This window comes from Burkholderia sp. E168m23, assembly GCF_016586125.1.
In the GTDB taxonomy this organism is placed as follows: domain Bacteria; phylum Pseudomonadota; class Gammaproteobacteria; order Burkholderiales; family Burkholderiaceae; genus Burkholderia; species Burkholderia orbicola.
The window spans coordinates 1-20,744 of sequence record NZ_BCPP01000013.1; the positions used below are offsets into that span (position 1 = coordinate 1).

Annotated in this window: 22 protein-coding genes and 1 pseudogene; 8 read left to right on the forward strand and 15 right to left on the reverse strand. The window is 68.0% G+C overall.

What is annotated here, in order from left to right; all coding sequences use genetic code 11:
• A pseudogene (locus JMF90_RS40670) lies at positions 1-141 on the reverse strand (DeoR family transcriptional regulator); the annotation flags it as partial.
• Positions 142-173: 32 nt separating this feature from the next.
• Here JMF90_RS40670 and JMF90_RS01370 point away from each other — a divergent pair.
• The 3 genes from JMF90_RS01370 to JMF90_RS01380 all read left to right on the forward strand — a co-directional run bounded on the left by JMF90_RS01370 (position 174) and on the right by JMF90_RS01380 (position 2,206).
• Positions 174-773, forward strand: a complete 600-nt coding sequence (locus JMF90_RS01370; RefSeq protein WP_006476674.1) for an NUDIX domain-containing protein — start codon at positions 174-176, stop codon at positions 771-773.
• Positions 770-1,150: a DUF4406 domain-containing protein gene (locus tag JMF90_RS01375; RefSeq protein ID WP_175809033.1), complete on the forward strand. Its 381-nt coding sequence runs from the start codon at positions 770-772 to the stop codon at positions 1,148-1,150. Before JMF90_RS01370 ends, JMF90_RS01375 begins: the two co-directional genes overlap by 4 nt.
• Before the next feature lie 186 nt (positions 1,151-1,336).
• Positions 1,337-2,206: a Sir2 family NAD-dependent protein deacetylase gene (locus tag JMF90_RS01380; protein WP_175809034.1), complete on the forward strand. Its 870-nt coding sequence runs from the start codon at positions 1,337-1,339 to the stop codon at positions 2,204-2,206.
• 37 nt (positions 2,207-2,243) lie between these two features.
• On the opposite strand, the gene JMF90_RS01385 is transcribed toward JMF90_RS01380, so the two are convergent.
• The gene (locus tag JMF90_RS01385; protein WP_175809035.1) at positions 2,244-3,455 is read right to left on the reverse strand and encodes a S53 family peptidase; all 1,212 of its coding nucleotides are present in this window, start codon (positions 3,453-3,455) and stop codon (positions 2,244-2,246) included.
• Between the two features lie 414 nt (positions 3,456-3,869).
• On the opposite strand from JMF90_RS01385, the gene crcB reads away from it, so the two are divergent.
• Together crcB and JMF90_RS01395 are read left to right on the forward strand one after the other, a co-directional pair.
• Complete coding sequence (gene crcB, locus JMF90_RS01390) at positions 3,870-4,256, forward strand: fluoride efflux transporter CrcB (RefSeq protein ID WP_011544810.1); 387 nt, start codon at positions 3,870-3,872, stop codon at positions 4,254-4,256.
• Between the two features lie 24 nt (positions 4,257-4,280).
• Complete coding sequence (locus JMF90_RS01395; RefSeq protein WP_006476669.1) at positions 4,281-4,631, forward strand: DUF190 domain-containing protein; 351 nt, start codon at positions 4,281-4,283, stop codon at positions 4,629-4,631.
• Positions 4,632-4,644: 13 nt separating this feature from the next.
• Here JMF90_RS01395 and JMF90_RS01400 read toward each other — a convergent pair whose 3' ends face one another.
• Positions 4,645-5,208, reverse strand: coding sequence for a YggT family protein (locus JMF90_RS01400; protein WP_006488584.1), 564 nt, complete (start codon positions 5,206-5,208; stop codon positions 4,645-4,647).
• Positions 5,209-5,283: 75 nt separating this feature from the next.
• Positions 5,284-6,213 (reverse strand): Rossmann-like and DUF2520 domain-containing protein, encoded by a 930-nt coding sequence (locus JMF90_RS01405; RefSeq protein WP_125380743.1) that lies wholly within the window; start codon positions 6,211-6,213, stop codon positions 5,284-5,286.
• Positions 6,214-6,728: 515 nt separating this feature from the next.
• Here JMF90_RS01405 and JMF90_RS01410 point away from each other — a divergent pair.
• The gene (locus JMF90_RS01410) at positions 6,729-7,025 is read left to right on the forward strand and encodes a hypothetical protein (protein ID WP_006488565.1); all 297 of its coding nucleotides are present in this window, start codon (positions 6,729-6,731) and stop codon (positions 7,023-7,025) included.
• A gap of 121 nt (positions 7,026-7,146) precedes the next feature.
• On the opposite strand, the gene JMF90_RS01415 is transcribed toward JMF90_RS01410, so the two are convergent.
• Entirely contained in the window at positions 7,147-7,815 is a 669-nt protein-coding gene (locus JMF90_RS01415; protein WP_077178026.1) for a LysE family translocator, read from the reverse strand.
• 59 nt (positions 7,816-7,874) lie between these two features.
• The gene (locus tag JMF90_RS01420; RefSeq protein WP_201316768.1) at positions 7,875-9,431 is read right to left on the reverse strand and encodes a UbiD family decarboxylase; all 1,557 of its coding nucleotides are present in this window, start codon (positions 9,429-9,431) and stop codon (positions 7,875-7,877) included.
• A gap of 596 nt (positions 9,432-10,027) precedes the next feature.
• Here JMF90_RS01420 and JMF90_RS01425 point away from each other — a divergent pair.
• A complete protein-coding gene (locus JMF90_RS01425) occupies positions 10,028-11,164 on the forward strand; it encodes a transglycosylase SLT domain-containing protein (protein WP_125380742.1) in 1,137 nt (378 codons plus the stop codon).
• Positions 11,165-11,282: 118 nt separating this feature from the next.
• Here JMF90_RS01425 and JMF90_RS01430 read toward each other — a convergent pair whose 3' ends face one another.
• The 9 genes from JMF90_RS01430 to JMF90_RS01470 form a co-directional block, all read right to left on the reverse strand.
• Positions 11,283-12,479 carry a pyridoxal phosphate-dependent aminotransferase gene (locus JMF90_RS01430; protein WP_125380741.1) on the reverse strand — a complete coding sequence of 399 codons (1,197 nt, stop codon included), beginning with the start codon at positions 12,477-12,479 and terminating at the stop codon, positions 11,283-11,285.
• Positions 12,480-12,549: 70 nt separating this feature from the next.
• Positions 12,550-12,987: a transcription antitermination factor NusB gene (gene nusB / locus JMF90_RS01435; RefSeq protein WP_006476662.1), complete on the reverse strand. Its 438-nt coding sequence runs from the start codon at positions 12,985-12,987 to the stop codon at positions 12,550-12,552.
• Entirely contained in the window at positions 12,984-13,493 is a 510-nt protein-coding gene (gene ribH / locus JMF90_RS01440) for a 6,7-dimethyl-8-ribityllumazine synthase (RefSeq protein WP_201316769.1), read from the reverse strand. The genes nusB and ribH overlap by 4 nt, the downstream gene beginning before the upstream one ends.
• Positions 13,494-13,546: 53 nt before the next feature.
• Positions 13,547-14,689 (reverse strand): bifunctional 3,4-dihydroxy-2-butanone-4-phosphate synthase/GTP cyclohydrolase II, encoded by a 1,143-nt coding sequence (gene ribBA, locus JMF90_RS01445; RefSeq protein WP_006476660.1) that lies wholly within the window; start codon positions 14,687-14,689, stop codon positions 13,547-13,549.
• 157 nt (positions 14,690-14,846) lie between these two features.
• Positions 14,847-15,365: a DUF1993 family protein gene (locus tag JMF90_RS01450; protein ID WP_023475222.1), complete on the reverse strand. Its 519-nt coding sequence runs from the start codon at positions 15,363-15,365 to the stop codon at positions 14,847-14,849.
• A 364-nt stretch (positions 15,366-15,729) separates the two neighbouring features.
• Complete coding sequence (locus JMF90_RS01455) at positions 15,730-16,359, reverse strand: riboflavin synthase (protein WP_054927488.1); 630 nt, start codon at positions 16,357-16,359, stop codon at positions 15,730-15,732.
• 14 nt (positions 16,360-16,373) lie between these two features.
• Positions 16,374-17,495 (reverse strand): bifunctional diaminohydroxyphosphoribosylaminopyrimidine deaminase/5-amino-6-(5-phosphoribosylamino)uracil reductase RibD, encoded by a 1,122-nt coding sequence (gene ribD, locus JMF90_RS01460; protein WP_006476657.1) that lies wholly within the window; start codon positions 17,493-17,495, stop codon positions 16,374-16,376.
• Between the two features lie 15 nt (positions 17,496-17,510).
• On the reverse strand, positions 17,511-18,794 hold the full coding sequence (gene hemL / locus JMF90_RS01465) for a glutamate-1-semialdehyde 2,1-aminomutase (RefSeq protein ID WP_201316770.1): 1,284 nt from the start codon (positions 18,792-18,794) through the stop codon (positions 17,511-17,513).
• Between the two features lie 181 nt (positions 18,795-18,975).
• A complete protein-coding gene (locus JMF90_RS01470; RefSeq protein WP_012328082.1) occupies positions 18,976-19,428 on the reverse strand; it encodes a hypothetical protein in 453 nt (150 codons plus the stop codon).
• Positions 19,429-19,674: 246 nt separating this feature from the next.
• On the opposite strand from JMF90_RS01470, the gene JMF90_RS01475 reads away from it, so the two are divergent.
• On the forward strand, positions 19,675-20,744 hold a 1,070-nt coding region (locus tag JMF90_RS01475), incomplete at its 3' end, for a Bcr/CflA family multidrug efflux MFS transporter (protein ID WP_201324937.1).

The window sequence follows — 20,744 nt, forward strand, 5'->3', positions numbered from 1 at the left end:
ACGCCGAATTGCACGCTCAGCTCGGCGGCCAGCACCTGGCCGTCGCGCGCGAGCGCATCGAGGATCGCCTTCTTGCGTTGCGTCGTCAGCATCGTGTTTGCACGAAAATTCTTGAAATTGCACGAAGCTGCACGTTACCATGGGCGCCATCCTTTGTCGAACCGGAGGCTGCAATGGCTGCAACGCGGGAGCGGGTCCGCATCGTCGATACGACGGTGCTGTCCGACGACTGGTATGTGCTGCGAAAGGTGACGTTCGATTTCCTGCGTCGCGACGGAACGTGGCAGCGCCTGAGCCGCGAGACCTACGATCGCGGCAACGGCGCGACGATCCTGCTGCGCCATGCCGAGACGGGCGACGTGCTGCTGACGCGGCAGTTCCGGATGCCGGCGTTCGTGAGCGGGCACGACGGCATGCTGCTCGAAGCGGCGGCCGGCCTGCTCGACGACGAAACGCCCGAAGCGCGCATTCGCGCGGAGGCCGAGGAGGAGACCGGCTATCGCGTGCGCGGCGTGCGCAAGGTGTTCGAGGCGTTCATGAGTCCGGGTTCCGTGACCGAGAAGCTGCATTTCTTCGTCGGCGAATACGATGCGTCGCTGCGCACGAGTGCCGGCGGCGGCATTGCGGAAGAGGGTGAAGATCTCGAAGTCGTCGAGATGCCGCTGCAGGCGGCGCTGGACGCGGTCGAGCGCGGCGAGATCGTCGATGCGAAGACGATCATGCTGCTGCAATACGTCGCGCTGCGGGAAACCGCCGGCGCGCGCGCCGCATGACGCCGCGGCTCGTGCTGGTCGCCGGTCCCTATCGCAGCGGCACGGATGGCGACCCCGCGCGTATCGCCGCGAACCTGCGCCGGCTGGAAGCGGCGGCGCTCGCCGTGTATCGCCGCGGGCACGTGCCGATGATCGGCGAATGGGTGTCGTTGCCGCTCGCGGCCGCGGCCGGGTCGACGCAGGTGGGCGACGCCGTCAGCGAAACCTTCCTGTATCCGGCCGCGCACCGGCTGCTGCGACGTTGCGATGCGGTGTTGCGCATCGACGGTGCGTCGCGCGGGGCGGATGCGGACGTGGCGCTTGCGCGGGAACTCGGCAAGCCGGTCTATTTCGCGGTCGACGAGATGCCGGTTGCGCAGGACGATTCGGCTGCCTGAGCGAGCATGGGCGCCGGTTGGCGGCATCGCCGGTGCGGCGCGTGCGGACGGCCGGCACTCGCCTCGCCCATAGCCGGCGCGTGTAGTGCAGCACGCCGCATTGCGTGGCCGATGCAGCGCAGCGTCCGAACCGGCGTATGATCGCGACGCCACTCGCGCAACGTTCGACGCCACCGCTTTTCCATCATGCCGTTTTCCGATCCCGCTGATTCCGCCGAGTCCGCCGCCGCGCCGCTTCCGGCCGATCTCGTCACGTCCGCCGTCGACGTACTCGCACGCGCCGACGCATTGCTCGTCACGGCCGGCGCGGGTATCGGCGTCGATTCCGGGCTGCCCGACTTTCGCGGCACGGATGGTTTCTGGCGCGCGTATCCGGCGCTGCGCCACGAGCGTTTCGAATTCCACGAGATCGCGTCGCCGCACGCGTTTCGTGCGCGTGCATCGCTCGCTTGGGGCTTCTACGGGCATCGTCTCGCGCTGTACCGTGCGACGGTGCCGCACGCGGGTTTCGCGATCCTGCGCCGCTGGATCGACGCGATGCCGAACGGCGGCTTCGTGCTGACGAGCAACGTCGACGGCCAGTTCCAGAAAGCCGGCTTCGATCCGGCGCGCATCGTCGAGATCCACGGCTCGATTCATGCGATGCAGTGCCTGCGACCGTGCACGGACGACACGTGGGACGCGGCGCCGTTCGTGCCGGTGGTCGACGAAGCGACGTGCCGCCTCGTGAGCGACATGCCGCGCTGCCCGCACTGCGGCGGGCTCGCGCGGCCGAACATCCTGATGTTTGGTGACACCGGCTGGCTCGGTGCGCGTTACGACGCGCAGGAGCGCGCGCTCGAAGACTGGATCGCGCAGGCCGGGCACGTCGCCGTGGTCGAGATCGGCGCGGGCACCGCGATTCCGACCGTGCGCCTGCTGAGCGAACGGCTCGGCGCCGACGTGATCCGCATCAACGCGCGCGAAGCGCATGCGCGCCGGACGGACGTGATCGGGCTGAAGGGCGGCGCGCTGGCGACGCTGAACGCGCTCGACCGCGCGTGGCGCGGCGGCTGAACCACGTGCCGCGAATCCACCGGCCGAGGCCGCGCGATTACGGCCGCGCGACGAGCGCCTGCACGAGCGCCGGCGCGATCGGCGAACCGAGGCCCGTCACGTAGTCGTAGCCGCCCGCCGCATTGCAGATGCTGCCGCAATTGCCGTTGGACCCGGTCGTCACGTCGTGGAAGTCGCTGCCGTACGCGGTTTTACCGACCGTATAGAGCGTGTCGTAGGTGCCGCTCAACGATTTCTTGCCGGCCGCCGTGCGCAGCGAATTCGCGATCGCGACGAGCGCCGACCATTGCGGCGCCCCCGCGCTCGTGCCGCCGACCTGGAACCAGCCGGCCTGCCCCTGATAGGTGACCGAGTCGTACACCGCGAAACCGCTGGACGGATTCGCGTCGTAGCTGACGTCGGGTACGCCGCGCTTGCCGGCCACCGGAATCGGCCACGTGGTCTGGCCGGCCGGCTCGGCCTCGACGTTGCTCACGCCGCCGCCGCTGCCGCTCCATGCCGCCTCGCCGATGTAGTTGCCGGCCGTGTCCGACGACAGCGTCGTGCCGCCGACGGATACCACGTAACGCGACGCGGCCGGGTATTCGGTGCCGGTGCCGCTGTCGCCGGACGATGCGACGAACGTGACGCCCGGTACGTTGAAGTGGCCGTCGAAGCCGGTCTCGCTGCTGAATTCGTTGCCGCCGAAACTCATCGACACGACCGACGCGCCGCGCTTGACCGCGACGTCGACCGCGGCCAGCAGGTCGCTGAAGCTGGCCGATGCGGCCTCGACGAGCACGATCTTCGCCTTCGGTGCGATCGCATGCACCCATTCGACATCGAGCGAGATCTCGAGCGCCCAGCCCGAATCGGGCTTGGGCCGTGCCCCGTGGGCGTACACCTTGGTGAAACAGCCGTTCGACGACGTGCAGGCCGGCAGCGAGAACGCGGTGCTGAACACGCCGAGATCGGATTCGATCTTCGGGTCGTCGTACGCGTCGACGATCGCGACGATCATTCCGTCGCCCTGGTTCGCGATCGCGTCGAACCCGTATGCATGCCGCGCGAGTGCCGGCGTGAGGCCGGCGATCGTGGCCGTGCTCGCACGCGGCTTCGTGTGGAACGGCGGGCGCGCGAATCCTTTCGGTGCGCGGTTGCCTTCGACGTAGGGGGGCGGGCCGTTGCCGTCGGCAAGCGCGACGCTCGACGCGAGCAGCGACACGCACAGCGCCGGGATCAACATGGATGACAGGCGCATATTGTTCATTTTTGAGTCTCCATGTCGATCGGATGAAGTAGCGAAACAATTTTACGAAATCGCCGACGGTAATTACATCGAATATCGGCCGGATACGGGAATGTCTGATAAGGGAAAGTACGTGGGGCCCTTTTGACGTGGGCGTTGTGCAGGGTTGTCGTGAACCGGATCGAACTGCTTTATCGGTTTTTAAAAAGCGGATAAATAATCAGTCGATTCAAAGTTTATTTGTAATGTCGGATGTAATTGTTCGGTAAATATCCACGACGGCACGCGTGTGAAAATCGTGAAACGCGTCATGCGTTCGCGACACGATTCGCCGCCTGCTGACCCGGCCCGTCGGCATTGCCGGCGCGGCGCGATTCCGCATACAGTTCAGCGTAGGCCGCGTGCGCCGCGCGGCGCCGACCATGAGGGGTGCCCTTGTTCTATTCGATCGTCGCGATCTTCGTCGGTGCCGGCCTCGGCGCGTTGCTGCGCTGGTTCCTCAGCCTCGCGCTCAACGCCTTCTTTCCCGCGGTGCCGCTCGGCACGCTCGCGTCGAACCTGATCGGCGGCTACGTGATCGGCGTGGCCGCCGTCGTGTTCACGGTCCGCGTCGGGTTGCCGCCCGAGTGGCGGCTGTTCGTGATCACGGGCTTTCTCGGCGGCCTCACGACGTTCTCGACCTATTCGGTCGAAGTGATGACGCACGCGCTCGAGGGCGAATTCGGATGGGCGTTGGCGGTGGCTGCCCTACACTTGACTGGATCGTTCGCGCTGACGGCGCTCGGCATGTGGACCGCGCGCGCGTGGCTCGCGGCGGCCTGAGCAGGGCCGCCATCGGAGGGGGCGATGGACAGGGTCTTTTTACGCTTCTATGTGCACGAGCGGCACCGGCTGCACCGCAAGCCGCTGTGGGAATGGCTGCTGGAAGAGGCGAACCGGATGGGCGTCGCGGGCGGTTCCGCGTTTCGCGCGATGGCCGGTTTCGGCCAGCATCGCGTGCTGCACGAGGATCGCTTCTTCGAACTGCAGGGTTCGCTCGCGATCGAGGTCGAGTTCGTCGTCACCGAGGACGAAGCGCAGCGGCTGCTCGAGCGGCTGTCGCGCGAGAAAGTGCGAGTGTGCTACGCGATGATGCCGGCGCAGTTCGGCGTGATCGACACGCTTGGCGCACCGCCGGCGCAGGGGCCGGCGGCATAGGGCGTCGCGCCGATCAGATGCCGAACATCGTCAGCGACACGGCGGCGCGCGTGACGATCATCAGCAGCACCTGCACGATCACGAACAGCAGGATCGGCGACAGGTCGATGCCGCCGAGGTTCGGGATCACGCGGCGCAGCGGGTTCAGAAACGGCGCGGTGAGCTGGTAGAGGATCGGCATCGCCGGCGAGCGCGGGTTGAGCCACGACAGCAGCGCCATCAGGATCGTCATCCAGATCACGAGGTTGAGCGCCCACTTCACGACCGTGAGCAGTGCGACGACGACGAGCGTCGCGATCACGGCGGCCGGATCGAAGCCGGCCATCACGACCATCAGCACGACGTAGACGAGCGCGGTGAGCAGCGCGGCGACGACGCTGGCCCAGTCGATGCCGCGTACGCCCGCGATCACGCGACGCAGCGGCAGCACGAGCCAGTTGGTCGCCTGCAGCACGGCTTGCGTGACGGGGTTGTACGGCGGCACGCGAACGGCCTGCATCCAGACGCGCAGAATCAGCGCGGCGCCGAATAGCGTGAAGACGGTATTGAGCAGAAAACGGGCGATCTCGCCGAACATCGTTGGCATCCTTTTTATACAGTCAGTAGCGTGCGGCCGCCAACGCCGGTTGGCGGCGCATCGGCCGACACCTTATCACGCCTCGTCTCGCGACGGGGAGGGGTGCGCGGCCACGCGAGCGAGCGAGGTTTCGACGGCCTCGGCCAGCGCCGGCAACGACGCCGGCGGTGCTGCGCGCTTCGCCGCGAGCGCGACCGCGCGGCGCGTCAGCAGCGCATACAGCGCCGCATGATCGCCGCCCCGTGCCTCGAGCAGCGCGAGCTGGCGCTCGACGATGCCGGTGTCGCCGCGCGATACCGGCCCGGCCAGCGCATTCGCGAGCCCCTTGTCGCGGGCGGTCTCGATCGTGCCGGCGAGCATCGGCAACAGCGCGCGCAGCGCGGCGTCCTCGTCGAAACCGAGGCCGCGCCACAGCTCGACCGCTTCCGACAGCCCGCACAGCGCGAAGCTCGCCGCGTAGTGCGCGGCCGCGTGATACAGCATCCGGCCGCCGGCCGGAATCGACAGCGGATGGCAGCCGAGTGCGGCGGCAAGTCGCAGCAGCGTCGCGTGCAGCGCACCGTCCGCTTCGATCGTGACCGAGCAGCCGTCGATGCGCGCGAGGTCGGCATCGGTGCCGCCGAACAGATAGAGCGGATGGAAGCCGCCGGTGGCCGCGCCTTGCTGCTTCGCCGGATCGAGCAGCGCGACCGTCGACGCGCCGCTGCAATGGACGAGCGCCTGGCCGGCGGCGCGCGATGTGTCGAAGCGCAGCGCCGCGGCGCTCGACGCGAGATGATCGTCGGGTGTCGTCACGAAGATCAGGTCGGCGGCGTCGACTACTTGCTGCGGGGTGTCGACCGCGCGGCAGCCGTCGATCCGTGCGGCGAGGCCGGCGGCCGACGCGGGCGTGCGGCTCGCGATCGCGACGACCGGGAAGCCGGCCTGCGCGAAGCGCTGCGCGATACAGCGCGCCAGGCGGCCGGCGCCGATGAAGCCGAGGCGGGGTGTGTCGGGAAGCGGCATGGCGGCGGATGTAAGCGGAAACGAAGCAGCCGCCAGTATCGCAGGAATGACGGCGGTGTCGGGGAAGGCAGATGGTCGGGCGAACGCACGTATGAATTACCGGTATGCGGTGCGATTCGTATGCGGGCCGACGTCAGGCGCCACGGCCGAATCATGATCGACGAATCCGACCCCGAAATGCCGTGCGTCCGCAGCCGGCTTGAAATGCCCGCATCTTGTCTCGAATTTGTAATCGTTCATTACGTCCGCGTGCCCGTTGCACGCACCGGAGCCGGTAAGACTGACCGGTCGTCGTGTCGGGGCCCGACTCATCGGACGGAATCACGCGATCCGCAAGGGTGGCGGCCTGCGCCGGGCGCCTCGCCAGGCGGCGGGTCCGGCCACGCGCAATTGCAATTTGCAACAAATGCACGATACGCGCGGGGCGGGTTTTCGCTACATTGCTTCCATGCGACGTGCATGCCCGCCGTTGCCGACAGGAGCGCCCAAAATACCGCTCCAGCAGGAGAATCGAAGTGAAAAAGCTCATTCCGTTCATCGCCGCCGCCGCGCTGGGCCTGGGCGCCGCAAGCGCCGCGCAGGCTCACGTGTCGATCGGGGTCGGCATCGGTATCCCGGTCGCACCCGCGTATCCCGTCTATGCACCGCCGCCGCCCGTGTACTACGCGCCGCCGCCGCCGCCCGTCTATTACGCGCCGGCGCCGGCCTACTATGCGCCGCCGCCTGCGGTGGTCGTCGGGGGCTACTACGGTCGCCCGTACTGGCGCCATGGTTACGGCGGCTGGGGCCATCACGGCTACTGGCGTCGCTGATTCGTCCCGCGCGGCCTGACCGCGCGCGGCAAAACGGCGCAACGTCCCGCGAGGGGCGTTGCGCCGTTTTTCATTGGGGTTGACGTTCGGCGCCGTGGCCGGCGCGCTAGCGCGATGGCGATTAAACCGCGTGCACGATCAGGTCGCGGTAGCCGCCGACGATCACGCTGTACGAGAAATACGCGAACAGCAGCGCCGACGCGACATGGCACGCACGCATCAGTCCGGCGCCCGCGCGCTTGCGGCCCTGGCTCGCGAGCGTGCACATGAAGAGCGTCCACGCGAGGCCGCCGAGGAAGAAGCCCGACAGGAACACCGACGCGGTGGCCGGCGTGGTCGCACCGGCTTTCGCGATCAGCGCGCCGCCGACCGCCGCGAACCACAGGATCGCGCTCGGCGACGACATCGCGAGCAGCATCCCGCGCAGGAAACTGCGCCGTGCGCTCGCCCGCGGCGGCGCGGCGTCGTCCGCTTCGTCGTCGGCCGCCTTGGCGGGCGCCAGCGCTTCGCGCGCCATCTTCCACGTGAGGAACAGCAGCACCGCGCCGCCGCCGATCCACACGATCCAGCGCACGGGTTCGAACTGCAGCAGCACGGCCATTCCCGCGAGCGCGAGCGCCGCGTAGACGAGATCGCCGACGCACGACCCGATGCCGAGCCAGAAGCCCGGGCGGAAGCCGTGCGATAGCGTGAGCGACAGCATCGCGACGTTCACGAGGCCGATGTCGAGACACAACGAGAGCGACAGAAAGAATCCGTCGGACAGCATGGAGGCGGGCGGAAAGCTCATCTTCTGGGTGTTTGCGGCGATTGCGATGCGCAGGCCGGCAGGCACCGGCCTGCCTGGCGTCAGAGGCCGATCTCCTGCCACAGCCGGTCGACGCGCGCCTTGACGGCCGCGTCCATCTCGATCGGGCGGCCCCATTCGCGGCTGGTTTCGCCCGGCCACTTGTTGGTCGCGTCGAGCCCCATCTTCGAGCCGAGTCCGGCCACCGGCGACGCGAAGTCGAGATAGTCGATCGGCGTGCTGTCGACCATCACCGTGTCGCGCACGGGGTCGACGCGCGTCGTGATCGCCCAGATCACTTCCTTCCAGTCGCGGATGTTCACGTCCTCGTCGACGACCACGATGAACTTCGTATACATGAACTGCCGCAGGAAGCTCCACACGCCGAACATCACGCGCTTCGCGTGGCCCGCGTAGCTCTTCTTCATCTGGACGATGGCCATCCGGTAGCTGCAGCCTTCGGGCGGCAGGTAGAAGTCGGTGATTTCCGTGAACTGCTTCTGCAGCAGCGGCACGAACACCTCGTTGAGCGCGACGCCGAGCACCGCGGGCTCGTCGGGCGGCTTGCCCGTGTAGGTCGAGTGGTAGATCGCGTCGCGGCGCATCGTGATGCGCTCGACGGTAAACACCGGAAACCACTCCTGTTCGTTGTAGTAACCGGTGTGGTCGCCGTACGGCCCTTCGAGCGCGTGTTCGTACGCGGCCGCCGCGTTGCCCGCCGGTCGCGGCGGCGCGCCGGCCGGAGCGGGGGCAGGGGCGCCTTCCTGCGGATGAATGAAGCCTTCGAGCACGATCTCCGCGCGCGCGGGCACCTGCAGCGTGTCGACGCCGGGCGTCAGGCACTTCGCGAGTTCCGTGCGGCTGCCGCGCAGCAGGCCGGCGAACTGATACTCGGACAGCGAATCGGGCACGGGCGTCACCGCGCCGAGCGTCGTGGCTGGGTCGGCGCCGAGCACGACCGCGACCGGATACGGCTTGCCGGGGTTCTGCAGCGCGAATTCGCGGAAATCCAGCGCGCCGCCGCGATGCGCGAGCCAGCGCATGATCAGCTTGTTGCGGCCGATCAGCTGCTGGCGGTAGATGCCGAGATTCTGGCGCGACTTGTTCGGTCCGCGCGTGACCGTCAGGCCCCACGTGACGAGCGGCCCCGCATCGCCGGGCCAGCAGGTCTGGATCGGCAGCTTGTTCAGGTCGACGTCGGCGCCTTCCCACACGATCTCCTGGCACGGTGGCGACGACACCGACTTCGGCGCCATGTCCCACACCGCCTTCGCGAGCGACAGCAGCTTGCCGGCGTCCTTCAGGCTCTTCGGCGGATCGGGCTCCTTCAGCGCGGACAGCAGGCGTCCGAGATCGCGCAGCGAGCCGAGCGCGGCATCGTCGCCCGCATCGACGCCCATCCCGAGCGCGACGCGGCGCGGCGTGCCGAACAGGTTGCCGAGCACCGGAAATGCATTGCCGGGCGGCGCGTTGAACAGCAGCGCGGGGCCGCCGGCGCGCAGCACGCGGTCGCACAGCTCGGTCATTTCGAGCACGGGCGACACGGGCTGCATGACGCGCCGCAGTTCGCCGAGCGCCTCGAGGCGCTGAATGAAATCGCGTAAGTCTTTGTATTTCATGAAGAAGGTCCGGGCAACCCGCATGAGCGGGCAGCGATGGGCGGGGCAGCGGCCGGCTGCGACCCCGAATTGACCGCCGATTTTACCCCGGGCAGCCATGCGGCCGCCCGGCGGAGAAAAAGTCGATCGCGCGCAAACCCCCTACGGCACGGGGCTCGCGTTCTGAAGAGGAGTTTTAAATTACTTTTTGTTATAGATTTGAGTTTTTATAGTGTTGACGATCTATAAAACCCTGCTAGAATCCGCTCACATTGGTTGCAGGGTAAAAGGCTTCGAGCCGCCAATCACCGATCTTTGACGCAGCGCGTCACCGTCCGCCGAACCCTGCACGGCGTCTTCGACGGCTTTTGTCGTAGTCCTAGCCAGCGCTACCAGACGCTGGTTTTTTGCGTGGGTGCCACCGCGTATGCCCGCCTCGCCCAATGTGCGAAGGCGCCGGTCCTCTTACACCGTGGCCTCGAACGGTACTTATACCGTTTCCCCGATGCTTGCACGTCCCAACCAAGGCGTGCGGCGTCGTGATTCCGCGGCGCGTTTTCTGTCTCGCCTTCGAGCTGAGCGAGCCGCACGAGTCATGTTCATGGGAGATGATCTGAATGAACGCTTGGTTATCGTGGCGTCCCACTGAGCAGCATGCGCAAATCGTGCGCAACTTGCTGCGTCGCGGGACGCGTGTCAGTCACCATCTATTCAGCGTTGTCGGCTGTTTCGCTGTCGCGGTTGCGCTTGCACTGTGGCTGCTGCCAACCGTCCGCGGCACGCTTGCCGCGAAGCTGATGCCGGTCGTATCCGCGGCCGTGCAGGCCGGTCCGGCGCGTCTGCTGTCCGGCCATCCGCTGCCGAACTTCGCGCCTGCCGGTGCGCAGCCGCAGCAGGAAGACGGTCCCGAAACGGATGCGCTGGCGGTCGGCCTCGATGTCGCGCCGGAAACCGCCGCGCAGGGCGCTCAAGGCCCGCAGGGCGATGCGTCCGATCCGGCCCGCACCGGCCCGTCGCCGGTCGCACTGGCCAAGCTGATTCCGATTCAGCGCGTGGCGGCCGATGCGCGCGACGATCGCGCGCTCGCGTCGAACCGCGAACAGGCGCTTGTCGCCACTTATCTGTCGCGCCGTTACCGCGTCGCGCAGGAGCCGCTCGGCCAGCTCGTCAAGGCTGCGTTCCAGACCGGTCGTGACGTCGGCCTGGACCCGCTGCTGCTGCTGTCCGTGATGGCGATCGAATCGGGCTTCAACCCGTACGCAGAAAGCGGCGTCGGCGCGAAGGGGCTGATGCAGGTCATGTCGAAGGTTCATTCCGACAAGTTCGAGTATTTCGGCGGCACCGATACCGCGCTGCAGCCGCTCGCGAACCTGCAGGTCGGCGCACTGGTGCTGAAGGATTGCATCGCGCGCGGCGGCTCGCTCGCGAACGGCCTGCGCCTGTACAACGGCTCGACGAACCCCGACGACAACGGCTATGGCTCGAAGGTGATGGCCGAACGCGGTCGCTTGCGCGACGTCGCGCGTGGCCGCAACGTGCCGATCAACGCGCCGCAGGCGCCCGCGCAACCCGCGAAGCCGATCGTCACCGCCGCTGCCGTGACGGCCGCAGCCGGCGGCGCGAAGCGCGTGCATGCGACGCTCGACGGTACGACCTCGGTCAAGGCGGCGCCGAAGGAAGCCGCGTCGCAGGACGACGCGAGCGTCGATACCGCGAAGCAGTCGCACGCCGATCATTCGGAGCTCGGCGCGTAGCGTCGCAGGCGCCGTGCGGCTTCGGCCGGCACGACTGGGCATGAGAAAGGAAAGGCACCCGATTCGGGTGCCTTTTCTTTTTGCGGTGCGTGAAGCGCCCGGTGCGCCGGGCGCGGTGTCAGTGCTGCCCGAACAGCGTCCCGAGTCGGTCGACCGCCTCTTCGAGCCGCGAGTAGGCCGTCGCATAGGACAGGCGGATATAGTCGCGCGGCGCATGGACACCGAAGTCCATGCCCGGCACCAGCACCACGCCAGCGTCGTGCAGCATCGCCTGCGTGAGCGCGGCGCTGTCGCCGGCCGCCGGGTGCGCGACGCCGCCGCAATGCGCATACACATAGAACGCGCCGTCCGGCATCACCGGCACCGTGAAGCCGAGCCGCTGCAGCGCCGGCGCGATGAAATCGCGCCGGCGCTTGAATTCGAGCCGGCGTGTTTCGTAGATGTCGAGCGTCGCGGGTTCGAAGCAGGCGAGCGCCGCATGTTGCGCGAGTGCGGACGGGCAGATGAACAGGTTCTGCGAGAGCTTCTCGAACGTGCCGACGAGCGCGGGCGGCACGACGAGCCAGCCGAGCCGCCAGCCCGTCATGCTGAAATACTTCGAGAAGCTGTTCACGGTGATCACGTCGTCGCCGAACGACAGCGCCGACACGGGCGCGGCGTCGTAGCTGAGCCCCTGGTAGATCTCGTCGACGATCGTGAAGCCGCCGCGTGCGCGCACCGCTTCGACGATCCGCTTCAGTTCGTCCGGTTCGAGCGACGTGCCGGTCGGGTTCGACGGCGACGCGAGCAGCACGCCGCGCGTGCGCTCGTTCCAGTGCGTGCGGACGTCGTGTTCGGTGAGCTGGAAGCGCGCGTCCGGGCCGCTCGGCACGAGCACCGGACGGCCTTCAGCCGCCGCGACGAAGTGCCGGTTGCACGGGTAGGACGGATCGGGCATCAGCACTTCGTCATCGCGGCCGACCAGCGCGAGGCATGCGAGCAGCAGCGCGGCCGATGCGCCGGCCGTCACGACGATCCGCTCGGGGGCGACCGTGAGGCCGTATGCGCGTGCATAGTGCGCGGCGATCGCCTCGCGCAGCGGCGCGATGCCGAGCGCGCTCGTGTACTGCGTGACGCCGCGGCGCAGCGCGGCCGCGGCGGCCTCGACAACCGGCTCCGGCGCGGTGAAATCCGGCTCGCCGATGCCCATGTGGATAACATCGCGCCCCAAGGACTCGAGCCGCTGTGCCTCCTTCATCAGTTCCATCACATGAAAAGGCTGGATCGCGTCGACGCGTGCGGCGAGCGTGACGAGCGAATCGGCGGTGGTATTCATCGGCGGGCAGGGCGGAGGGGGAAAAGAATGAAAAACGGGCGCTTGCGCGCCCGTGGACCAACCAGCGGCGTCAGCCGTTGCGACGCGCCTGCGTTTCGGCCGGGCGCAGCTTCGCGGCGAGCTTGTCGAGCACGCCGTTCACGTACTTGTAGCCGTCGGAGCCGCCGAACGTCTTCGCGAGTTCGACGGCTTCGTTGATGATCACGCGGTACGGCGTTTCGACATGGTGCGTGAGCTCGAACGTCGCGATCAGCAGCACCGCGCGTTCGACCGGCGACAGCTGATCGATCGGACGGTCGAGCGACGGCGCCAGCGCTTCGACGAGCGTCGCATGCTCGCGGATCACGCCGTGCAGGATCGCTTCGAGCAGTTCCTTGTCAGCCTTGTCGTAACCGAGCGCGCCGCGCAGTTGCGCGTCGATCTCGCCGGAGGGCGCGTTCGACAGCAGCCACTGGTACAGGCCCTGCGTCGCCAGCTCGCGCGATTGTCGGCGGGCGCTCTTCTTCATGCGCGCTCCTCTTCGTCGTCTTCCTCTTCGTCCTCGTCGTCGCCGAGTTGGTCGAGCGCCATCGTCAGATTGGCCATCTCGACCGCGACGCGTGCGGCGTCACGACCCTTTTCGGTCATGCGCGCGACGGCCTGCTCGTCGTTTTCGGTCGTCAGCACGGCGTTCGCGATCGGCAGGTTGAAGTCGAGGCCGATGCGGGTAATGCCCGCGCCGCTCTCGTTCGACACGAGTTCGAAATGGTAGGTCTCGCCGCGGATCACCGCGCCGAGCGCGATCAGCGCGTCGAACTGGCCGCTTTCGGCGAGCTTCTGCAGCGCGAGCGGGATTTCCAGCGCGCCGGGCACCGACACGAGCAGCACGTCTTCACCGGTGACGCCGAGGCGTTCCAGTTCTTCGACGCACGCGTCGGCGAGGCCGTTGCACACGGGCTCGTTGAAGCGCGATTGCACGATGCCGATACGCAGGCCGTCGCCTTCGAGATTCGGTTGGTATTGTCCGATTTCCATGATCTGGTCCGTGGTGTGGATGAACGGTTATAGGGCGAAAGCGCCGTGGCGGGTTACGCGTGGGACGCCGGGCAGGACTTGGCTTCGCCGCCGGGCATCGGAATGAAGCCCGTGACTTCGAGGCCGTAGCCGGACATGCTGCCCAGCTTGCGCGGATTCGACAGCACCTGCATCTTGCCGACGCCGACATCGCGCAGGATCTGTGCGCCGATGCCGAACGTCTTGAAATCGACCGGCCGGCGCTTGAGCGCGGCAGCCCTTTCTTCCTCGTCGAACGCCTTGAAGACGTCGATCAGGTGTTCCTTCGTATCGCCGCAGTTGAGCAGCACGATCACGCCGAGGTCGCGTTCCGCGATGTCGCGCATCGCGGCGTCGAGCGTCCACGAGTGGGTCGAGATGCCGGTCTCGAGCAGATCGAGCACCGACAGCGGCTCGTGCACGCGCACCGGCGTATCGACATCGGGCGACGGAGCGCCGCGCACCAGCGCGATGTGCGGCGAGCCGCTCGGCTGGTCGCGGTACAGCACCGCGCGGAACGTGCCGTGCGCGGTCTGCATCGTGCGCTCGGCGATCCGCTCGATGATCGATTCGGTGCGGCTGCGGTACTGGATCAGGTCGGCGATCGTGCCGATCTTCAGGTTGTGTTCCTTCGCGAATTCGATCAGGTCGGGCAGGCGCGCCATCGTCCCGTCGTCCTTGATGATCTCGCAGATCACCGCGGCCGGCGTGAGGCCCGCGAGCGCCGTGAAGTCGCAGCCGGCCTCGGTGTGGCCCGCGCGCACGAGTACGCCGCCCGGTTGCGCCATGATCGGGAACACGTGGCCCGGCTGCACGATGTGCTCGGGGCGCACGTCGTGCGCGACCGCCGTGGCGATCGTGTGCGCCCGGTCGGCGGCCGAGATGCCGGTCGTCACGCCTTCGGCCGCTTCGATGCTGACCGTGAACGCGGTGCCGTACTGCGTGCCGTTGCGGTAGGTCATCAGCGGCAGGTGAAGCTGCTTGCAGCGCTCCTGCGTCAACGTCAGACAAACCAGGCCGCGGCCGTACTTGGCCATGAAGTTGATCGCTTCCGGCGTGACGAATTCGGCGGCGATCACGAGGTCGCCCTCGTTTTCGCGGTCTTCTTCATCGACCAGGATCACCATCCGGCCGGCTTTCAGCTCGGCGATGATGTCGAGCGTGGAGGCGAGCGTCATAAGGGGGCGAGAAAGAGGAAAGTGCGTATTTTACGCCAGCCGGACGGCGTTTCGGCTGGCGCGGGCCGCGCGGGGCCCGCGCGTGCTCCGGAAAGCGCTGCGGCCGGCCCCCGCGCGGGGGCGAACGGAGGCGGGCCGGACGTGGCCCGGCCGCGCGTCACGCGTGCTCGTTGCGCCCGCCGAGGTAGTCCAGCTTGCCGAGTTCGACGCCGCTGTGGCGCAGGATGTCGTACGCGGTCGTCACGTGGAAGAAGAAGTTGGGCAGCACGAAATTCAGCAGGTACGACTGGCCGGTGAACTCGATCGGGCCGACGCGCATCTTCAGCACGATCTGGCGCGTCTCGCTGCCGTCGATCTGCGCGGCGTCGAAGCTCTTCAGGTAGTCGATCGTCTTCTGGATGCGTGCGTGCAGTTCGTCGAAGGTCTGCTCGACATCCGGGTAGCTCGGGATTTCGGCGCCGGCGAGCCGCGCGGCGCAGCCCTTGGCCGTATCGGTCGCGATGTACACCTGGCGGACGAGCGGCAGCATGTCCGGATAGAGGCGTGCGCCGATGAACACCGACGGATCGATCTGCTTTTCGGCCGCATGCGCCTGTGCCTTGCCGAGGATGTGCTGCAGGTTGGTGAGGCCGCGGATCAGGACGGGCAGCGAAGCCTGGTACATCGAGATGGACATGGGGACGACTCCAATGGGAAGAGTGGCGGCCGCTACGCGGCGCGTCGTACGTGGCGGCGTGGAAACCGCTGTCGACGCATCTTAGCGCGACGGCATGGCCCGTGCGCGTCGTTGGCCGTTCGGCCAGGTGCCGGCCGGACGGCCAACGACCGAACCCGATCGCGATGCCGGCATTTCGGATGGCAGGAGACGGAGCGGCACGGCACGAAGTAGGGTACGAGCAATGCCCGGTGGCGCCAGCTCGGTTACCGCACACGATCGGCACGGCGGCCGGTGAGTGGAGGAGCGACGGGGTCGTGGCGACGCCCAAACAATGCCGAAACGAACCGCCAGCCGTCATTCCATATACAGAGGATCTGCTTGTTCAGTCCTGATGCACGCCCTGCGATGCCGACAGCATCCGCTCCACATACCGCGCGATCATGTCGACCTCGAGGTTGACCTTGTCGCCGGCCCGCAGGTGACGCAGCGTCGTGACTTCAACCGTATGCGGAATCAGGTTGATCGAGAATTCGCAGCCGTCCGCGCGATCGTCGATCGTATTGACGGTCAGGCTGACGCCGTTCACCGTGATCGATCCCTTGTACGCGAGATAGCGGCCGAGTTCGCGCGGCGCGACGATCCGCAGTTCGTGCGACTCGCCGACCGGTGCGAAGCGCGATACGGTACCGAGGCCGTCCACATGGCCCGACACGATATGCCCGCCGAGGCGGTCATGCGCGCGCAGCGCCTTCTCGAGATTCACTTCGCCGGGCTGCGCGAGGCCGACCGTCCGGTTCAGGCTTTCGCGCGACACGTCGACGTCGAACGTGGTGTCGGTCTTCTCGATCACCGTCATGCATGCGCCCTGGATCGCGATGCTGTCGCTCAGCGCGACATCGGCGAGATCGAGCCCGCCGGCCTGCACGGTCAGGCGCACGCCCGCATCGGCCGACGTGCCGAGCGGGGCGATCGTTTCGATGCGGCCGACGGCCGCGACAATTCCGGTAAACATCGTGGCGATTCCGTTCAGTGAGACGTGTCGGTCGGTGCGACGCGCGCGAGGATGCGCAGGTCGTCGCCGACCCGCTCGATACCGTGGAACGACAGCCGGGTGCGCGCCTCGAGGCTGGCCGGCGCGGCGAGATCGAACATGCCGGCCGCGTCGGCGCCCAGCAGGCTCGGCGCCAGATACACCAGCAATTCGTCGACGCAGTGCTCGCGCAGCAGCGAACCGTTCAGCTTGTGGCCGGCCTCGACGTGCAACTCGTTGACGCCGCGCGCGCCGAGCGCCGCCAGCATCGCGGGCAGGTCGACCTTGCCGTGCGCATTCGCGAGCGGCACGATTTCCGCGCCGCGCGACTTCAGCACGTTCGCGCGCAGTTCGCCGGCGGCGTCGAGCCGGCCGCAGAAGATCAGCAACGGCGCGCCTTCGAGCAGCCGCGCGTCGAGCGGCAGGTCGAGGCGGCTGTCCACCAGGATGCGTTGCGGCTGGCGCGGCGTGTCGATGCCGCGCACGGTCAGCAGCGGATTGTCCTCGCGCACGGTGCCGATACCGGTGAGGATCGCGCACGCGCGGGCGCGCCACGCATGGCCGTCGAGGCGCGCGGCCTCGCCGGTGATCCACTGGCTTTCGCCGGACGGCAGCGCGGTGCGGCCGTCGAGTGATGCGGCGGTCTTCATCCGCACCCACGGGCGGCCGCGCGTCATCCGCGACACGAAGCCGATGTTCAGCTCGCCGGCTTCATTCGCGAGCAGCCCGCAGCGCACGTCGATACCCGCGTCGCGCAGCATTCCGAGGCCGCGCCCCGACACCTGCGGGTTCGGGTCTTCCATCGCGGCGACGACCTTCGCGACGCGCGCGTCGATCAGCGCGTTCGCGCACGGCGGCGTGCGGCCGAAATGGCTGCACGGTTCGAGCGTCACGTAGACGGTCGAGCCCGCGACGTCGTAGCCGCGCGAACGCGCGTCCTTGAGCGCCTGCACTTCCGCGTGGTCCTGGCCGGCCGGCTGCGTGAAGCCTTCGCCGATCACGTCGCCGTCCTTGACGATCACGCAGCCGACGCGCGGATTCGGCGCGGTCGTGTACATGCCGCGCGCCGCGAGCGCGAGCGCGCGCTGCATGTGGGCGAAATCGGTATCCGAGAACATGCGCGCGGCCCCGGGTCAGGCGGCGAGTGCCGCGAACGCGCGGCGCGCGGCCGCGAGCGTCGCGTCGATCACCGCGTCGTCGTGCGTGCTCGACACGAAGCCGGCTTCGTACGCGGACGGCGCGAAGTACACGCCCTCGTCGAGCATCAGATGGAAGAAGCGGTTGAATCGCTCGACGTCGCTCTTGGTGACTTCCGCGAAGCTGCCCGGCACGCGCTCGGCGAAGCACAGGCCGAACATCGCGCCGATCGAGTCGGCCGCGAACGGCACGCCGGCCGCGCGTGCTTCCGCTGCGAGGCCGTCGGCGAGCCGCTTCGTCTGCGCGGTGAGCGCGTCGTAGAAACCCGGCGCCTGGATCAGTTGCAGCGTCTTCAAGCCCGCGGCGACCGCGATCGGATTGCCCGACAGCGTGCCGGCCTGATAGACGCCGCCGAGCGGCGCGAGGTGGGCCATGATGTCGCGGCGGCCGCCGAACGCGGCGGCCGGCATCCCGCCGCCGATCACCTTGCCGAGGCAGGTGAGGTCGGCCGCGATCCCGTAGTACGCCTGCGCGCCGCCGAGCGCGACACGGAACCCGCACATCACCTCGTCGAAGATCAGCACGGCGCCGTGCTTCGTGCACAGCGCGCGCAGCGCGTTCAGGAATTCGGGCGTGCCGCGCACGAGGTTCATGTTGCCGGCGACCGGCTCGACGATCACCGCGGCGATCTCGTCGCCGAACGCGCCGAACGCTTCTTCCAGCGCGGCGACGTTGTTGTATTCGAGGACGGTCGTGTGCTTCGCGATGTCGGCGGGCACGCCGGCCGACGTCGGGTTGCCGAACGTCAGCAGGCCCGAGCCGGCCTTGACCAGCAGGCTGTCCGCGTGGCCGTGGTAGCAGCCCTCGAACTTGACGATGCGGCTGCGGCCCGTGAAGCCGCGCGCGAGACGCAGCGCGCTCATCGTCGCCTCGGTGCCGCTCGACACCATCCGTACCTGCTCGATCGACGGCACGAGCTTGCAGATTTCCTCGGCGATCTCGATCTCGGCTTCGGTCGGCGCGCCGAACGAGAAGCCGTCGGCGAGCACGTTCTGCACGGCCGACAGCACTTCCGGATGGACGTGGCCGACGATCATCGGGCCCCACGAGCCGATGTAGTCGATGTACTGCTTGCCGTCGGCATCCCAGAAATACGGGCCTTGCGCGCGCGCGACGAAGCGCGGCGTGCCGCCGACCGAGCGGAAGGCGCGCACCGGCGAGTTGACGCCGCCCGGAATGGTCTTCTGGGCGCGTTCGAAGAGGATCTGATTGTTGGACATGAGCGAAACCTGCGAGAGAAGGGCGCGGGGGCCTGTGCACGGGCCGCGGCGCCTGGGCGGAACGATCGTCTGATTGTACCGGAGACACGCGCGGCAAGCCCGCCGGCCGGTCCGCGGCCTTTCGGCGCGCCGGGGGAATCGGCCGGACAGAAAGGCGGCCCCGATGCGACCCGGTTTCCGCTTATCGCGGCGGCTTGCGCTTGCCGGTCAGCTCGGCCCAGCGCTTTTCGAGCGGACCTTCGACCATCGGCTTGATCGACGTGCCGGAACTCTGCGCATCCCAGGTCTGTACCGAATACGGATGGACGCGCAGCGCATCGCGCGGAATCACGACGTCCTGGTGCGCGTCGACCAGCCAGTCGTACACGAAGTCGATGCACAGCCGGTAGCCGCGCTTGGTCGACGGATCGGGTACCTCGTATGGCGCGCGCGTCACGTAGCCGGAGCCGAACACACCCTTGGGCTCCTTCGCGACGCGGTGCAGGAATACGCGGTCGCCGGGCAGGATGCCGCGCGCGAAGCCGCAGCCCCATACGTCATGCACGGCCTCGCCGGCCTTCACGCGCGCGGCGACGTCGGGCAGCTCGGGCCATGGCCATTTCTTGGGGCTCCAGATCAGCAGGAAAGCGGTCATCGGGTCGGTCGTACGTCGAATAGATCAGACAAGAGCGGCAAGCAGCAAGCTTAATCGAATCCGCCCTCACGCTGGTTCGGCGCGCGACGCGCGTGGGCGGGTTCCTGCCCGCCGCAGCATGCGGCCCGAGGCACGCAAAAAAGTTGCGCGTACAATCATGGGCCTGAACGCGCCGCTTGCAGCGCGGCTTCCCGTCTTCACCGCCACGCGCGCCCCGATGCGCGCGGGCTCCCATTCCGGATACCCATGTCCCACGTCGTCCGGCGCCGGCCCGATGCCCGGCTGATCCTGTTGCTCGGCGCGCTCGCGGCCTGCGGGCCGATCGCCACCGACATGTACCTGCCGAGCCTGCCGTCGATCGCCGCAGGCTTCTCCGTCAGCGCCGGCGCCGCGCAGCGCACGCTGACGAGCTTCATGGCCGGTTTCTCGATCGGCATGCTGCTGTACGGCCCGCTGTCCGACACGTGGGGCCGCCGCCCCGTGCTGCTCGGCGGGATCGCGCTGTTCACGCTCGCGAGTATCGGCTGCTTCGTGGCGGGTTCGATCGACATGCTGATCGTCGTGCGCTTTTTGCAGGCGCTCGGCGCCGGCGCCGCGTCGGTGCTCGCGCGGGCGATCGCGCGCGACGCGCACGAGCCGAGCGACGCGGCGAAGGTGCTGTCGATGGTCGCGATCGTCACCGCGGTCGGACCGCTGCTCGCGCCGCTGATCGGCGGCCAGATCCTGCGTTTCTCCGGCTGGCGCGGCGTGTTCGTCGTGCTCGCCGTGTTCGGCGCGCTCTGCGCAACGACTGCGTACCTGCGGGTGCCCGAAACCTGGCCGAAGGAGCGGCGCAAGAGCGCGGCCGTGCTCGCGTCGTTCGCGTCGTACGGGCGCATCCTGTCCGACCCCGTCGCATGGGGGCACATGCTGTGCGGCGGGATGGCGTTCGCATCGATGTTCTCGTACATCACCGCGACGCCGTTCGTGTACATCGAGTATTTCCACGTGTCGCCGCAGCACTACGGGCTGCTGTTCGGCCTGAACGTCGTCGGGATCATGATCGGCAACTTCGCGAACACGCGGCTCGTCGGCCGCATCGGTTCGCTGCGCATCATCGCGGCCGCGTCGCTCGTGAGCTGCATCGCGTCGCTCGCGGTCGCGTTCGTCGCGCTGACCGGATTGGGCGGGCTGTGGTCGATCGTCGTGTGCCTGTTCTTCGTCGTCGGCGTGGTCGGGATCCTGTCCGCGAACTGCACGACCGACCTGATGCATCGCTATCCGCACAACGCGGGCGCGTCGGCGGCCGTGTTCGGCGCGATGCAGCTCGCGCTCGG

What these genes read in the sequence shown, in the direction of transcription:
- JMF90_RS01370 (WP_006476674.1), top strand. Translation starts at nt 174, where the DNA reads ATGGCTGCAACGCGGGAGCGGGTCCGCATCGTCGATACGACGGTGCTG.
- JMF90_RS01375 (WP_175809033.1), top strand. Translation starts at nt 770, where the DNA reads ATGACGCCGCGGCTCGTGCTGGTCGCCGGTCCCTATCGCAGCGGCACG.
- JMF90_RS01380 (WP_175809034.1), top strand. Translation starts at nt 1,337, where the DNA reads ATGCCGTTTTCCGATCCCGCTGATTCCGCCGAGTCCGCCGCCGCGCCG.
- JMF90_RS01385 (WP_175809035.1), bottom strand. Translation starts at nt 3,455, where the DNA reads ATGAACAATATGCGCCTGTCATCCATGTTGATCCCGGCGCTGTGCGTG.
- JMF90_RS01395 (WP_006476669.1), top strand. Translation starts at nt 4,281, where the DNA reads ATGGACAGGGTCTTTTTACGCTTCTATGTGCACGAGCGGCACCGGCTG.
- JMF90_RS01400 (WP_006488584.1), bottom strand. Translation starts at nt 5,208, where the DNA reads ATGTTCGGCGAGATCGCCCGTTTTCTGCTCAATACCGTCTTCACGCTA.
- JMF90_RS01405 (WP_125380743.1), bottom strand. Translation starts at nt 6,213, where the DNA reads ATGCCGCTTCCCGACACACCCCGCCTCGGCTTCATCGGCGCCGGCCGC.
- JMF90_RS01415 (WP_077178026.1), bottom strand. Translation starts at nt 7,815, where the DNA reads ATGAGCTTTCCGCCCGCCTCCATGCTGTCCGACGGATTCTTTCTGTCG.
- JMF90_RS01420 (WP_201316768.1), bottom strand. Translation starts at nt 9,431, where the DNA reads ATGAAATACAAAGACTTACGCGATTTCATTCAGCGCCTCGAGGCGCTC.
- JMF90_RS01425 (WP_125380742.1), top strand. Translation starts at nt 10,028, where the DNA reads ATGAACGCTTGGTTATCGTGGCGTCCCACTGAGCAGCATGCGCAAATC.
- JMF90_RS01430 (WP_125380741.1), bottom strand. Translation starts at nt 12,479, where the DNA reads ATGAATACCACCGCCGATTCGCTCGTCACGCTCGCCGCACGCGTCGAC.
- nusB (WP_006476662.1), bottom strand. Translation starts at nt 12,987, where the DNA reads ATGAAGAAGAGCGCCCGCCGACAATCGCGCGAGCTGGCGACGCAGGGC.
- ribH (WP_201316769.1), bottom strand. Translation starts at nt 13,493, where the DNA reads ATGGAAATCGGACAATACCAACCGAATCTCGAAGGCGACGGCCTGCGT.
- ribBA (WP_006476660.1), bottom strand. Translation starts at nt 14,689, where the DNA reads ATGACGCTCGCCTCCACGCTCGACATCATCGCCGAGCTGAAAGCCGGC.
- JMF90_RS01450 (WP_023475222.1), bottom strand. Translation starts at nt 15,365, where the DNA reads ATGTCCATCTCGATGTACCAGGCTTCGCTGCCCGTCCTGATCCGCGGC.
- JMF90_RS01455 (WP_054927488.1), bottom strand. Translation starts at nt 16,359, where the DNA reads ATGTTTACCGGAATTGTCGCGGCCGTCGGCCGCATCGAAACGATCGCC.
- ribD (WP_006476657.1), bottom strand. Translation starts at nt 17,495, where the DNA reads ATGTTCTCGGATACCGATTTCGCCCACATGCAGCGCGCGCTCGCGCTC.
- hemL (WP_201316770.1), bottom strand. Translation starts at nt 18,794, where the DNA reads ATGTCCAACAATCAGATCCTCTTCGAACGCGCCCAGAAGACCATTCCG.
- JMF90_RS01470 (WP_012328082.1), bottom strand. Translation starts at nt 19,428, where the DNA reads ATGACCGCTTTCCTGCTGATCTGGAGCCCCAAGAAATGGCCATGGCCC.